This window comes from Coleofasciculus sp. D1-CHI-01 (assembly GCF_040218875.1).
Classification (GTDB): Bacteria; Cyanobacteriota; Cyanobacteriia; order Cyanobacteriales; family Coleofasciculaceae; genus Coleofasciculus.
This window is the reverse complement of the sequence record NZ_JAVJQP010000091.1, coordinates 1-14,258: the sequence shown is the minus strand read 5'-3', so window position 1 is coordinate 14,258 and position 14,258 is coordinate 1. Positions and strand designations below refer to the sequence as shown.

General features: G+C 45.5%; 17 protein-coding genes. 11 read left to right on the top strand and 6 right to left on the bottom strand.

Annotation, left to right across the window (positions count from 1 at the left end):
• Positions 1-235: 235 nt before the first annotated feature.
• A complete protein-coding gene (locus tag RIB93_RS16590) occupies positions 236-1,192 on the bottom strand; it encodes a ribonuclease III domain-containing protein (RefSeq protein ID WP_446373837.1) in 957 nt (318 codons plus the stop codon).
• A gap of 10 nt (positions 1,193-1,202) precedes the next feature.
• Positions 1,203-1,697 (bottom strand): universal stress protein, encoded by a 495-nt coding sequence (locus RIB93_RS16585; protein WP_446373836.1) that lies wholly within the window; start codon positions 1,695-1,697, stop codon positions 1,203-1,205.
• A 289-nt stretch (positions 1,698-1,986) separates the two neighbouring features.
• On the opposite strand from RIB93_RS16585, the gene RIB93_RS16580 reads away from it, so the two are divergent.
• The gene (locus RIB93_RS16580; RefSeq protein ID WP_446373835.1) at positions 1,987-3,090 is read left to right on the top strand and encodes a metallophosphoesterase family protein; all 1,104 of its coding nucleotides are present in this window, start codon (positions 1,987-1,989) and stop codon (positions 3,088-3,090) included.
• A gap of 111 nt (positions 3,091-3,201) precedes the next feature.
• Here RIB93_RS16580 and RIB93_RS16575 read toward each other — a convergent pair whose 3' ends face one another.
• Complete coding sequence (locus tag RIB93_RS16575) at positions 3,202-3,720, bottom strand: hypothetical protein (RefSeq protein WP_446373834.1); 519 nt, start codon at positions 3,718-3,720, stop codon at positions 3,202-3,204.
• Between the two features lie 404 nt (positions 3,721-4,124).
• Here RIB93_RS16575 and RIB93_RS16570 point away from each other — a divergent pair, with 404 nt between their 5' ends.
• Together RIB93_RS16570 and RIB93_RS16565 are read left to right on the top strand one after the other, a co-directional pair.
• A complete protein-coding gene (locus tag RIB93_RS16570; protein WP_446373833.1) occupies positions 4,125-4,352 on the top strand; it encodes a helix-turn-helix domain-containing protein in 228 nt (75 codons plus the stop codon).
• Positions 4,353-4,449: 97 nt separating this feature from the next.
• Positions 4,450-4,671 (top strand): helix-turn-helix domain-containing protein, encoded by a 222-nt coding sequence (locus RIB93_RS16565; RefSeq protein WP_446373832.1) that lies wholly within the window; start codon positions 4,450-4,452, stop codon positions 4,669-4,671.
• A gap of 113 nt (positions 4,672-4,784) precedes the next feature.
• On the opposite strand, the gene RIB93_RS16560 is transcribed toward RIB93_RS16565, so the two are convergent.
• Entirely contained in the window at positions 4,785-6,047 is a 1,263-nt protein-coding gene (locus RIB93_RS16560) for an FIST signal transduction protein (RefSeq protein WP_446373831.1), read from the bottom strand.
• 382 nt (positions 6,048-6,429) lie between these two features.
• Between RIB93_RS16560 and RIB93_RS16555 the strand changes: the two genes are divergently transcribed.
• From RIB93_RS16555 to RIB93_RS16530, 6 genes are all read left to right on the top strand, one after another.
• Entirely contained in the window at positions 6,430-6,654 is a 225-nt protein-coding gene (locus RIB93_RS16555; RefSeq protein WP_446373830.1) for a CP12 domain-containing protein, read from the top strand.
• Positions 6,655-6,917: 263 nt separating this feature from the next.
• On the top strand, positions 6,918-7,511 hold the full coding sequence (locus RIB93_RS16550) for a DUF3177 family protein (RefSeq protein WP_446373829.1): 594 nt from the start codon (positions 6,918-6,920) through the stop codon (positions 7,509-7,511).
• A gap of 25 nt (positions 7,512-7,536) precedes the next feature.
• Complete coding sequence (locus tag RIB93_RS16545) at positions 7,537-7,797, top strand: hypothetical protein (RefSeq protein ID WP_446373828.1); 261 nt, start codon at positions 7,537-7,539, stop codon at positions 7,795-7,797.
• A gap of 70 nt (positions 7,798-7,867) precedes the next feature.
• Entirely contained in the window at positions 7,868-8,194 is a 327-nt protein-coding gene (locus tag RIB93_RS16540; RefSeq protein WP_446373827.1) for a DUF7734 family protein, read from the top strand.
• Between the two features lie 173 nt (positions 8,195-8,367).
• Positions 8,368-9,735 carry a glutathione-disulfide reductase gene (gene gor / locus RIB93_RS16535; protein ID WP_446373826.1) on the top strand — a complete coding sequence of 456 codons (1,368 nt, stop codon included), beginning with the start codon at positions 8,368-8,370 and terminating at the stop codon, positions 9,733-9,735.
• A gap of 35 nt (positions 9,736-9,770) precedes the next feature.
• Complete coding sequence (locus RIB93_RS16530; RefSeq protein ID WP_446373825.1) at positions 9,771-10,325, top strand: pentapeptide repeat-containing protein; 555 nt, start codon at positions 9,771-9,773, stop codon at positions 10,323-10,325.
• Between the two features lie 60 nt (positions 10,326-10,385).
• Here the strand turns inward: RIB93_RS16530 and RIB93_RS16525 are convergent, their stop codons facing one another.
• Together RIB93_RS16525 and RIB93_RS16520 are read right to left on the bottom strand one after the other, a co-directional pair.
• Positions 10,386-10,727 carry a hypothetical protein gene (locus RIB93_RS16525; RefSeq protein ID WP_446373824.1) on the bottom strand — a complete coding sequence of 114 codons (342 nt, stop codon included), beginning with the start codon at positions 10,725-10,727 and terminating at the stop codon, positions 10,386-10,388.
• A gap of 86 nt (positions 10,728-10,813) precedes the next feature.
• Complete coding sequence (locus RIB93_RS16520) at positions 10,814-11,692, bottom strand: pentapeptide repeat-containing protein (protein ID WP_446373823.1); 879 nt, start codon at positions 11,690-11,692, stop codon at positions 10,814-10,816.
• 174 nt (positions 11,693-11,866) lie between these two features.
• On the opposite strand from RIB93_RS16520, the gene RIB93_RS16515 reads away from it, so the two are divergent.
• On the top strand, positions 11,867-12,628 hold the full coding sequence (locus RIB93_RS16515) for a hypothetical protein (RefSeq protein WP_446373822.1): 762 nt from the start codon (positions 11,867-11,869) through the stop codon (positions 12,626-12,628).
• Positions 12,629-13,086: 458 nt separating this feature from the next.
• A complete protein-coding gene (locus tag RIB93_RS16510) occupies positions 13,087-14,088 on the top strand; it encodes a glycosyltransferase (RefSeq protein WP_446373821.1) in 1,002 nt (333 codons plus the stop codon).
• Positions 14,089-14,258 lie beyond the last annotated feature (170 nt).

Here is a 14,258-nt window from a genome sequence, read left to right as displayed (position 1 = left end):
GGGGCGTTTACAATGACGAATCCTTGAATTCGGGGCATTTTTGCCTCAATGTGGGGAGATAGGATGATGAGTGCGAGACCTGGTCAGGTGCAAGATATGAACCGATGGCGGACGCTATCCGCCTTAACTGGAAGTATTTCAAGCCAATCTGGAAAACAGATGGTTATGCTTATGTCCATAAATTACAGAAATGAGAGAGTTAATTAGCGATTAGATGTGTCGCGCGATCGCATCCCTAACCTTCCATCACCTGATTAAACCGATCTCTCCCCGCATGATAATCTTTACTTTCATACCCCATAACATGCCGGACAATCCACTTTTGTGATCTGCCATCCTCCATCAGTAAACGAATCGCCTTCCTTAACACCTGCTCCTGATCAATAAACCGTTCAACAAACCAGTTTTCGGTTTCCGCAAATCCCCGCTTATCATTTTCAGCACTGCGATTCAGATAAACGGCGGCTACTAATGCTTTAAATGATTTGCCTAAAACTTTCTCATTCTCCAAATTCAGCGCTGTCAACTCCTCCGTCGTAATTTGATTGATATAGTCAGATTGATTCTCTTTAGAGGTTAATTCCTTAAATAAGTCATTTAAATTGCCCACTTTAACATTGGGGAGATAGCTATACAAATAATCCGCAACTATCCCTTTCAATACCGCATCTCCCAGGAACCTTAACTGTTTATTCGGTGACGAACGCTCTTTTATCTTTTTTAAATGACGCTCCAGCAACGGCGCAATCAACTGCTTGACCAACCAATTCCGTGCCTGAGAAAACCCCCGATCCTGATGAATCGCCCCAACTAACGCGATCAATGCTTCTTCAAAGGGATTGTGATTTTGTAAACGCAAGCGATGCCGTTCTTGCGTCAGTCCCAGAAACGGATACCCTTCGCCCAACCCCAATTGATACCACAGTTTGGTTAACCGTTGTCCTTCGACTAACTTGTCCCGTAATCCTTTAAAATTACTCACCTCTAAATAAGGACAGTTATGATATAAATAGTCAGTAATTACCAGATTTACAAGAGCATGACCAAGAAAATTTAATCGCTCGTTATTCTGTTCATATTCTCCAATTTGTTCGGCATAAGAGCGATGCATTAAAGCAAGTCTAAGCGTATCACTATGCTTGAATTGAATACCAATTTGGTTTTCTAAAGATTCAGAATTCCATTCCATCATTTTTACAGGATTAAGACGTTTTAACAGTAGGTAATTGCACCGTCAGGACTGAACAGGGAGCATGGTGGAGAACGTAATTACTGGCACTCCCCAAAATTAACTCCGAAAGCCCCGACAAACCCCGATGACCAATAATAATTAGATCAGCTTGCCAATTCTTCGCCACCTTACAGATGGTTTCCCCCGGACTTCCTGGCACCTGGGTAAACTCAGCCGAGACACCAGCCACCGTAGCTTCACCCGTGCGCGATCGCAAAATCTCCAGACATTCGCTTTCAAATTCGTCCCACTGCTTGCGGTAGGCAATATTCACATCATCTAATCGCCACGGATAGTAGTCCACCTCGGAAAATCCTGGCATACCCGGACTCGTGTCTTCCTCCGGAGACAGAACGTGCAACAGTAATAGATTACCCTTGACCGCTTTGGCTAACTCTAGGGCTTGATCAAAAACATGATCACCCATACCAGAGGTATCTATGGCAACAAGCATCTTTTCAAACATAACCACTTTCTCCAAAACCCTGGTAAATAGTAGGGTTGTTACCCCTCTGACAATGGTATAATGAATTTCAACTCTGGATAGTGCCGCTTGATTTCGGCAAAGCACTGGCTTATAGATGCTAATTCTAATCTAGCGATTGTGTCGGAATCTGGCTCGAAAATATACAGAATAATTAATTTTTGTGAAAATCTAGATGCCAGAAACATCTCAGTTTTCACAGAAACTTTTGCAGCCAATACAAATCCGACACTCAACCTGGAAACCAAGGGCTGAGAGAGGGAAAATTTTCATGAGTTTAAATGCCCGCTTTGCCGTAATCAGTGACTTACACATCGCCCTGCCCCAAACTATTTGGGATATTCCCAACCGCTTCCATTTAGTGGAAATCAGTATCCCTGCCCTAGAGTTAGTATTCAATCATTTAGAACAGCTTAATCTAGATTTTCTCCTACTTCCAGGAGACTTAACCCAGCACGGCGAACCGATTAACCATGACTGGCTACAAAGGCGATTGTCCCAGCTACCCTACCCGGTTTACGTTGTACCTGGTAATCATGATGTCCCCACGCTATTGCCCGATGAACGTTCGATTGGACTGAAAGACTTTCCCCACTATTATCATCAATTTGGCTATGACAATCCCGACCAACTCTACTACACCCGTGAAATTTTCCCCGGTGTGCAGCTTATTGGGCTAAATTCCAACCAATTTGACCAGACGGGTAAACAACTCGGTTGTCTGGATGCACCGCAATTGGCATGGCTTGAAGATGTACTTGCCCAGACTAAGGATAAGTTGATTGTGGTTATGGTACATCACAATGTCATCGAACATCTACCGAGTCAATCAAAGCATCCCTTGGGACGCCGCTATATGCTGGATAATGCCCCCACCCTGTTAAATCTGCTCAAAGCGGCTGGGGTGAATTTAATCTTTACGGGTCATCTTCATGTCCAGGATATCGCCTATCACCAGGGAATCTATGATATTACCACTGGATCATTAGTCAGCTATCCCCATCCCTACCGAGTCTTAGAACTGCGAACTGATAATTTAGGGAATCGCTGGTTACAAATAGAATCCCATCACATCACCTCTGTACCCGGTTGGGAGAATTTGCCGGAAATTTCGCGAAAATGGATGGGCGATCGCTCTCATCCGTTTATGGTAAAGTTACTTACCGCCCCACCTTTATGTTTACCCCAACACGACGCGGATAAACTTGCCCCCAGTTTACGTAACTTTTGGGCAGATATTGCTGTGGGTGACACCTATTTTGATTTTCCCGATTTTCCTCCGCCTGTCCGCCGCTATTTCCAAACCTTCAGCGCGATGGATAGTAATGGTAAACCTGCTTTTATCGATAATCACACGACATTACTGCTAGAGTAATCCCCTTTTTGCCCTGGCGACTGAAGTCGCGGAACCACACAAACAAAGTCCGCCTACGCGGACTGAACTATCAAGGGGGTACTAAAAGCAAAACGCTTTATCAGCGAGTCTTTAGCCACAAGAGATCAGGACGCGATCGCACGTTAATAAACTATCATAGACCTGCACCTTGGCAACGGGTAACTCTGGGGAAATGGCTTCCAGACATTTCAACCTAATTTTGTCCAGGAATGGCAAGACAGAGGCGACATATTGTTTTGGATGCTTCGTGTGGTCAAATTTAATCGCATTCCACAGATGTTCTAAGTGTTCCCAAGTCGAGCATTTTTGCAGGTGACAGGCTACAGCATTTTTCCATTGTTCCATTTGGCGATAACTGATAAATTGTCCACCTTTGTCCAAGCGGTGAACAAATAGAACATAAAGCCAGGATTCAACTTTGACAATTAGGGATTTGGAAATTCCCAGGAATTGGGCGATTTGGCGTTTGGTGATGCGGAACTTTTGCGCGGGGTTAATACGGCGGAATAAAGCAGTCATTGGATTTGAGATTTTAATTTTTGAATAGGTGGATGGGTCATCGTTTTCGGGCGGGATATCAAAAATAATGGTAAAGTTCAACGTAGGCATGAACCGTCGCAGAACTTGCAGGTGTCCTTCTGCATCGCTGCGGCTGCGAGAGTGCCGAGCTTGCGTTTAATGTCCTCATCGGGTATTTATTGATAGACTGAGTTAGTGCGATCGCCCTTTTGCGGCATCGCTTTTTGGTCAGATAAGATAAGATGTCTAATGCGTAAGGCATCTAGACAGCCAGACGAAACCTAGCCAATGGCTAAACTAACTGTTGAGCTAGCTAGCCAATGGATAGGGTAGACGTTAGGTTTACGAGTCCTAACAGGTGAGGAAATGGACAAGTTAGTCGAAGGTCTAAGCCGACTCCTCGATTCGCCTTTGTTTTTCTATGTCTATATTAATTAAGTCAAGTTAAAATTGTCAACTAATTTGTTTCAAGTTACAAGACATGAGAATATGACATGGTAAAGGACGGAAAACGAATCACATTTGCATACTTGAGAGAGCGTGCGGGTTTAACCCAGCGTGAGATCTCCATTGCAATGGATGTAACTGTTACGACTGTTTCCCAGTGGGAAACGGGCGCACGAAGACCACGTTTGTTTCCAGAGCAAATTCAGAAATTATTACAGGTACTCGACTGCACCCTTGAGGAATTCGTAGAAGCGTTTAGCCAAAATGAGCCGTGAAAGCCGGATTTACCCAAAAATCCCACTCCTGTAAAATGATGGTTGATTAATACTTGTCGAAAAATACTGGTCAACCAAAAGTTAACAAGGATGCAATATGGCAAACGAAGAAGAATCAATAACGTTTGCGTACTTGAGGAAGCGTGCGGGCTTAACCCAACGGAAAATATCAATTTTGATGGATGTCACTGTTGGTACCGTTTCTCTGTGGGAGACAGGAGGACAAAGACCACGGTTATTTCCAGAACAAACTCAGAAATTATTACAGGTACTTAACTGCACTCTTGAGGAACTCGTTGAAGCGTTTAGCCCAATTTAACAGTAAAATCTATTCCACAATTTTAGTTGTGTCAGTCCACTACTAACTACAAATGACGAATGACGAATGACAAATGACGATCTCCACAGTTAGGTTTTATTGTGTCCACCTAATTACGGTTGCCGACAAATGCCAAATACTGACGTGTAGCCGTGTAAAAATGTACTCCCGCCAACAGGTCCAATCTCGCCATTACAGAAGAAACCGCCAACTGAAATATTATTGATATAGCGACACAAGAGTTGGGAATCAAAATCTGGTTTACCATACAATCCTTGACCTCGCCCTAAACAGGAAAACATTAAGGCTCCCGCCGTTTCTGGGGTGGGATTGACTTGGTTTTGATAATTTTGTAAGAGTAATTCTAAGTCTTCCTCAGAGGTGCGGGCGTCTCGTAGATGGAACTGAATCCGTTGACCCGGGCGCACCCGATCGCCAATTGCGATCGCACCCAGTCTGGGATCAACGCCTAACAGATTGCGAATCAGGAAATCCCCTTGACCCAGACTTTGCTTAAACTCATCACGGGCAATGCCAATAAATAGAGAATGTTGCGCCAATTCGCGATCGCTCTCACTTAGGTTTTGAATTACGTCACGCAGCACAGCTAGGGGCGGCTGAGATTCAACCTCACTGAAGCTCATCCCGTTACTATCCGCCAGTTCCAGTACGATATTTCGTTCCCCTTTGGTGATCTGATAGGGTTGACCAATGGGACGACAGCCTTGGGCGACAATTGGGTCTAGTACCACATTCCCACTTAATGCCACGCCGATTGTACCTTCTCGATGGAGCGTACCTCCAGAGTATCGTTCCGAATCACGATAAAATAACCCACTCTGAACTCCCATAGCACTGGCACTGGCTAATCCTCCCACCTTCACCGAACCCGGATAGGCAAAATCTAGCCCTTGCAGGAGATCATTGATTTTTGAGGAAAAGGGATCGGCTAATAAGATGAAATGGGGTTTATCTTGGGGGGGAACACCGATTAAGTCTACCCAAGTACTGGGTGAACTATCCAAGTCGGGCAAATCACTTCCCGGAATATGAAACGCCCGTACAGAAACCTCTGGCATACTTGCCAAACTAATTGATAGAGCGGGTTCTGCTTCGATTTCTTGAGGTTGACCTTGGGCATTCATCCCAATCACGCCACCTCCCCCACAACCAATGATCACAGGTACAGATAACCGTTCTTGTAGCAGGGGCATTAATCGGGAATACTCGCTGGCATAAGCTGAAGAGATGAACACCAGACCCAAATCCGCAGGCATCGACAACGATTGTTCCAGACGCTCTACCACTTCCGCGATCGCTGTTTCCAAGGACGGACGAGTTGATAAGGCATTTACCCACTTCATCAAATTTGCCATGACTTTTACTGAGGTTTTCCCTGGGTAAGGTTTTTTCGGGTTGGCTACAGGTGCAAAGCCTTATGATAACTCCAATTCGGCTAACTCCCAAGGGACTGGGGTCAGAGCGCAGGGGAGCAGGGTGGCGGGGGAGATGAGATTTTACGATATTTCAATGGCAAGAGGATAAATAGTGCTAAACAGCCCCCTACTTCCGGTAGTCGGGCAGATCGTGTAGAATTGTAAACAGCGTATCGACTTCTGCGGAACGTTAAACTATAGAATCCTAACGATCTATACGATCTATGAGTACCGACTTGGATATATTTCAGGGCGGTCAACACCAAATAAATAGGCGTTCTGTACAATACATTAGTGCAGTAATCAGGAAAAAAGGAAAGCCATGAGTGATATTCAAGAACAAATTGATCGGGAGCGTCAGCAAGCTAGAACTGTTTGTGACGCTGAAGGCGCAGAGTCCCCAGACTGTGCGGTAGCTTGGGATTCTGTCGAAGAATTACAAGCTGAGGCAGCACATCAGAAGCAAAAAGGCACAAAGAAAACCTCCTTCGAGAAGTATTGCGAAGAAAATCCTGATGCAGATGAGTGCCGCGTCTACGACGAATAAGGGACTCTTCGTCTGCTATACGTGCCGATTTTGTATGGATGAATTCAGTGAATCAGTTTGGTGGCTGGAACTCCTTCGGGTGATTCCGGCTGCTTTTTTTGTTCCTGAGAACCCGTGGTTCAGGACACCAGAACACCCGCCCAGTAATTGAAATCGATAATATTCCCGAAGCGGAGATGGCAAGATTACCGTACAATTTGGGAGGTGAACCGATCGCGGTGTCACTATACTGTTAAATCAAAGGAACTCGTCGGCTATTAGCTATGCCCGATCAACTTCTGCAAGCATTAGTCTGGACAGACTATCGGTTAGCCGTTTTATTTACGGTGTTGATTCCCCTGATCCTAATTATATGGGCTTTTGTCAAAAAAGCTGATGCCATGGTGCGCCTATTAATTATCTACTGGCGCGTGTCTAGTTTACTGGCAATTACAGTTTATATCATGATTGCCTCGTGGCCCATTGGTTTTATATCGGGTTGGCTTGCCCGAGTTTTGATTCCCATCTCCCTCTGGTTCTGGGTAGATGTGAATGAGGATATTGAGGATCAACCGACGAATCCGCTGAAACTTACGCTGACGGCTTGGCGCTGGGCAATAACGATTTACTGTGGGATTGGTGTCTTGTGGAGTCTTCCGTCTCTGGGATGCGCGTTTACTTCAGACGCTTTGGAAACGCTTGCCTGTAGAGTTTGGCTAGAACCTCCCTTTCTCTTTAAACAATACTTCCATACTGAGTCTTCTCCTCAATTTTTGGGTTTTATTGGCATTGTTGGATTATTGATTTACGTTCTGTACTTGAGCTATTTTGTTTTAATTCGCTTAGGGAAACAGGGACGAATCGCGATGGAACAGTAGTGGAAAACTGGGGGAGATAGGGAAGATGAGGGAGATGGGGGAGATAGGGAAGATGGGGGAGATGAGGGAGATGGGGGAGATAGGGAAGATGAGGGAGATGGGGGAGATAGGGAAGATGAGGGAGATGGGGGAGATAGGGAAGATGAGGGAGATGGGGGAGATAGGGAAGATGAGGAAGATGAGGGAGATAGGGAAGATGAGGGAGATGAGGGAGATGGGGGAGATAGGGAAGATGGGGGAGATGGGGGAGATAGGGAAGATGAGGAAGAAATTTCCCAATCAATAAATGACAAATGACAAATGACAAATAACAAATAACGAATAACGAATAACAAATGACAAATGACAAATGACAAATGACGAATCACCAGTCAACCATGAACCAAGGAACTTCTATTGGACAGCGTTTAGAACAATACACAATTAAGTATCCTCAAGAAGTCTTACTCGTTACCGCTCAAATTGCTGGCGAAGAGGATCAGATTGCTATTTACAAGGGGTTTTCTAGTTCATTGATGCGTCCAACGGCTTTCGATCCGGATGTGCCTGTAATACCACCCGAAGCAGAAATTGTCAAAATTGATCGCGTCGCGAGTCCCTATAATCCAGATGCACCTCGTTATATTCAGCAGGGGTTAACTTGGGAGACGATTCAGCCGTTGTTGGTAGATGCTGGTGTTTAAATTAAGCCTCACCAACTGCCTGGGGTTAAAATTCAAGGATCAACAAACATACAGTTTATAGAATCAGAACAACGAGTCTTTTATCAACTCAGTTCTAGGTAAATCAATACAAAATGCTATTCGCGTACAGTGATAAGTAGTTCACATGCTGATCAAACGGAGTTAACCGAGTTATGAGTTACGATTTTAATCTGTTTGTGATTGGTGGCGGTTCAGGCGGAATTGCCACAGCACGACGAGCAGCACAATATGGGGCAAAGGTAGGAGTAGCCGAATTCAGCCGCTTGGGAGGAACCTGTGTGAATCGCGGCTGTATTCCCAAAAAACTGATGGTTTATTCCTCTCATTTTCCGGAGGTGTTTGAAGAGGCACAAGGGTATGGCTGGAGTCCTGTACAAAGCACTCTCGACTGGCATAAAATGATCGAGGCGGTGCAAAAGGAACTCGAACGCCTTAATGGGGTTTACCTGCGGATGTTGGATAATTCCGAAGTGCAACTGTTTCGGGGTTATGCTAAGTTTGTTGACCCTCATACGTTAGAGATTTTTGAGTCTCCCAATAGCAGTACGGCGTCCCATAGAGTGAGTGCGGATAAAATCTTGATTGCCGTGGGTGGACATCCGGTTACGCCAAATATTCCGGGTATAGAACATGCGATTATCTCCGATGATATGTTCCTACTCAAAGAGCAACCTAAGCGAGTGGTGATTCTCGGCGGTGGCTACATCGGTGTGGAATTTGCCTGTATTATGCATGGCTTGGGTTCTGAGGTAACCCAGATTATTCGCAAGGAAAAGATTTTGCGGGGGTTTGATGACGATATTCGGACTCAAATCCAGGAGGGAATGCAGCAACACGGTGTCCGGATTTTAGAGGGTAGCGTACCGACGGCGATTGAAAAGACAGGAGATGAATTAAAGGTTACGGTTTGCGGGAAGCATGAGGAAACCGTAATTGGAGACATCTTTCTCGCCGCCACAGGGCGCAAGCCGAATCTCCAGAATCTAGGGCTGGATAAGGCTGGAGTCGATCTCTGTCAAGATGCGATCGCGGTGGATGAGTATAGCCGTACTTCTCAACCTCATATCTATGCGGTTGGGGATTGCACGGATCGGATTAATTTGACGCCCGTTGCGATTAACGAAGGGCGTGCCTTTGCCGATACAGAATTTGGCGGCAAATCTCGGGTTATGAGTTATGAAAATGTCCCCTCGGCAGTATTTAGTACCCCAGAAGCAGCAACGGTGGGGTTAACCGAAGCCCAAGCGAGGGAAAAGCATGGCGATGGGGTAAAAGTCTATCGCGCCCGTTTCCGCCCCTTGTACCACACTCTCACTGGTCGAGAGGAACGGGTTATGGTGAAGTTAGTGGTTGACGAAACCACAGATAAAGTGCTAGGAGCGCACATGGTTGGAGCATCAGCGGCTGAGATTATTCAGGGCGTTGCGATCGCTGTGAAAATGGGAGCGAAAAAAGCCGATTTTGATGCTACCGTTGGTATTCATCCCTCGACCTCTGAGGAGTTTGTTACCTTGCGGTGAGTGAACCATGAACCATGAACCATGAACCATAAATCATGAACGATGGGCGTCTAATTACTACCATTTTCCTGATGCTACTCTCACCTGTGGCTACAGTTAACGTCAACGCTGTAGCCACAGCAGCAACCCATCTCCTGAAAGATGCAGATACAGTACGGCAATTGCTAGAAACCAATAGCTGTATGGGGTGTGATTTACGAGAGGTAAATTTAGAAGACGCTAAACTCAAAGGAGCCAACCTGCGAGGTGCTAATCTCCGGTTGGCTCAATTAAGTAGGGTTGAACTCAGCCGTGCTGACTTGGTCAATGCTATTCTCAGGAATGCCGACTTGATGGAGGCTTCTCTGGTGGATACCAACCTTAGTAATGCGGACTTGAGAGATACAAACCTAATCAATAGTTTTCTCACCCGCGCCAATTTGAGCAACGCTCTATTAGAAAATGCCAATCTCACCAATGCTTATCTCAAAGGCGCAAACTTAGAGGGCGCAAATTTACAGGGGGCTAACCTAGACGGGGCTGACTGGCGAGATGCTATTTTATGCCAGACGACGCTAGCAGATGGTACGGTATCAAATCGAGATTGTTGATTCGTCATTCGTCATTTGTCATTCGTCATTTGTCATTCGTCATTTGTCATTTGTCATTTGTCAGGAATAACAGGGAACAGGGAACAGGGAACAGGGAACAGGGAACAGGGAACAGGGAACAGGGAATAGGCAATAGGCAATAGGCAATAGGCAATAGGCAATAGGCAATAGGCAATAGGCAATAGGCAATGGGCTATAAAAATTTTGTCTCCCATCTCCCTCATCTTCCCCATCTCCCTCATCTCCCCCAGCTCCCTCATCTTCCCCATCTCCCTCATCTTCCCCATCTCCCCCCTCTCCCTCATCTCCCTCACCTCCCCCCTCGGCCCCACCTCCCACCGCTCCCCCCGCTCCCACCTCTCCCCCATCTCCCTCATCCTCCCCAACTCCCACATCTCCCACATCTCCCCCAGCGCCCCCATCTCCCCCAGCTCCCCCATCTCCCTCATCTCCCCCATCTCCCTCATCTTCCCCATCTCCCTCATTGCCTAAAACAATTCTGGACGTACTTCAACAGATGGATTATTATCCGTCACCACACAATTGGGAGCCGCTACTGTGCCATCAGGAAGCGTGGTTCGACATAACTGCGCTCCCTGCAAATTGACACCTGTTGCTCCCCGAAGATCCGTTTCAATGAGTTTTGCGCCTGTCAAGTTCGCGCCGCTTAAATCAGCTTCACTGAGATTTGCCCCATTGAAATTGACATTGGTTAAGTCCGCTAATGTCAAATTGGCTCGAACAAGATTTGTATTGCTTAAATCAGCACCTGTCATTCTCGCCGAGCTAAAATTTCCCAAACTCAGAGTTGATCCACTCAAATTTGCCCCGTATAAAATGACATAAGAGGCAAACGTACCATCTAAGCTAGCACCAACGATTTGAGCGCCACTCAAATTGGTATCGTACAACCGAGCGCCGCGAAAATTAGCATTAGCTAAAATGGCACGAGTCAAGTTAGCATAATCGAGCTTGGCATTGCTCAGATTGGCTCCTGTGAGATTGGCGGGGATTTCTGTGACAATTGCCCGATTCACCGATGTTTTAGGACTAAAGTTGGCAGCGCTGAGATCAACGCCTCCTAAATTAGCTCCTCTGAGATCAGCCGATCGCAAATCACAACCGACTAAACTTGGTCGATTTTGCCTCGGCAAAACATACGCTTGTTCGAGACGCCTGTCGTATTCAGTTCTTTCACTCAAATTGGCACCGGGAGCTTGTCTAGCTCGCTGACATTGTTGTTGAAAGTCTTGCTCAAAGTCGTCTCGAAACTGGGCGTTAGCTGGTAGTGTCGAAACACCCAAACCCAGGGCTAGGTAAAATCCTAGGATTTGGATTATTGACCGAAACAGGGGATGTTTATTCACGACTCTTCAGTCACTACTAACGTTTAATTTTAGTGAATCATAATACGACTCAGATTATCATAGTATGTAGCTCTCTAGGGGCGAGTTTTACTATCAAATGATAGATGATATTGAGTCTTTGTTATTTTAAAGTAGAAGTGATAACCACCACAAGGTATAAAAAATAACTGCAATATGACAGCACAGCGAAAAAATAGTTCATTTACAGACTACATCAGTGACGCGATCGCAACAACCACTCAAGTCGCCACGTTTGCCACTCAGTTGGCGACTAAAGCCACGCAATCGGCGGCTGATACCATTACCAGCACAAGCAAAGCTGTAGGAGAAGCTGTTCGCCCTGCGGCTGTGCGATTCGTAGAACCAGGAACGGAAACGGTGGGCAAAATCTTGACACCCATTGCAGAACACCCACTGACTAAGTATGCTGCCAAAGTACCAGGGATTAACTTGCTCTTTGCTGCATTGGGTCAAGTGGATTTGGAGCAAGCTCAAAAAGACGTAGACAAGCTGCGACAGGAGTACCCGTTTGACACATCCGAACAGCTTGCTCACCGGATTATGGTGGATACAGCAATCCAAGGAGGTAGGTTGGGATTAATCACCAACTTTATCCCCCCTTTAGCGCTGGCTTTATTTGGGATTGAGCTAGCGGCGGTTACAGCACTCCAAGCACAGATGGTTTATCGCATTGCGGCGGCTTATGGATTTTCGCTAAAAGAGCCAACGCGACGCGGTGAAGTTCTGGCAATTTTTGGCTTATCTGTAGGGGGTTCCGGAGTTCTTAAAGGGGGTTTGAGTTTTGTCGAAATTCTTCCAGTCATTGGTGCAGCGGTGGGAGCTTCTAGTAATGCAGCTCTCATTTATTCCCTCGGATTCGTTGCCAGTCAGTTTTATGAAGAAAAAAGAAGCACCTTAACTCGATATCATGAATAGCAACATTCCGCCAACGCTGCCCCTACAATTGACGTATTCCTTTTTTTATTAGACCGATGCTTTAGTGATCGCTATCACTAAAAAGTCCGCTTTTACCACACAGTAGCGGAAATTTAGATCACAACAATTGCCCCTAGAAATTTCTACCCTAGAAGTGAAGCCCACATTTCGATTTAAGTACGTGCTGTCAATCAGAATGTGGGCGGCTGTCAGGGTTTCAGGGGTGCATCTGCTCTTTCATATTCATTTAGGGTCTTTTGTCAGGCAGGGTGCATCTGCTTTCTCTAGTTTCCATCAATCATCAGCAAAATGGGTAGAGTTACGATGAAATCTAACCCGCTGAATATGAAAATTTAGTAAAGTTTTATATTTTCCTACCTGCTCGCCAAAGCCAGTCCGTCTACGGGGACTCGAGTATATTAAACTATACAGACGATCTCACTGAGGCAATTGGTGTTTTGAGAACCCTTTACTTTTTAGTCCCTGGAACTTATGGCAAGTTTGCTTGCGGCGGTCTTTGGGCGGAGTTGAAAACCCTGAGTCTGGCAAAGCAGGTTTGCTCTGCGGAGGTGGTCACCTATCGTCAACGGGAAAAGAATACGCTGTTCCTGGATGATTTGCTCAAAAAAAAGGATTTAAATAATGTTATTTTTGTGGTCAGTTGGGGATTTGATAGTCCCAAACTTGTAGCAAAGTTAAAGTTACATCCAGTTATTTACCATGCCCATAGTGCTGGGTATCGATTTCAACTTCCAGCGCGTATCCCTATTATTACCGTTAGTCGCAATACTATGGGATATTGGGGACAGCGATCGCCTAATTCTTTAATTTATTATTTACCTAATCATATTTCGGAAGAATTCCAGAACTTCAATCGAGAACGGGATATTGATGTGTTAGTGCAGGCGCGGAAATCATCTGAGTATTTACTTCAGGACTTGATACCAGAGTTACAGAAGCATTGTCGCGTTAAAGTTATTGATTCCTACGTCGAGGATTTAGTGGGACTCTTCAATCGGGCTAAAGTTTATTTGTATGATTCGGCTGAGTATTGGGCGCAACAGGGGGTAAGTGAAGGCTTTGGGCTGCAACCCATGGAAGCCCTTGCTTGTGGCTGTCAGGTTTTTTCGAGTGTGAACGGGGGATTATCGGATTATTTAGATCCGGGGTTTAATTGCTATAAAATTGCAGTATATTCTCAAGAGTATGATATTAAACGCATTCTCAGAGTTATAGAAAATCCGTCAATCAAGCCTTTAGATGAACATTTTTTGGCGGAATATCGGTATAAAAATATTATCCATCGCCTGAAGATAATTTTAGCGGATGTCAACGACTTTTTTGATTTAAGCCAAAATAAACCGGGTAGTATTCCCCGTTTAACAAAGATACGGTTAGCTAAATTAAGGCTCCAGAGTTTTTTTGATAAGCTGCGACAAAAATATATCCTTAAAAAATAATTTTTTTTCAACCGATGGCAGCCAATAAGTAGGGGCTGCTGAATAAGTGTTGTGGTGAGGGGGAGCTGGGGAAGCTGGGGAAGCTGGGGGAGCTGGGGGAGCAAGGGTACATTTTCCCTGAGCAAGGTGATGCCATACTTATGAAGGATGCTACCCCATTTCCTTGCACT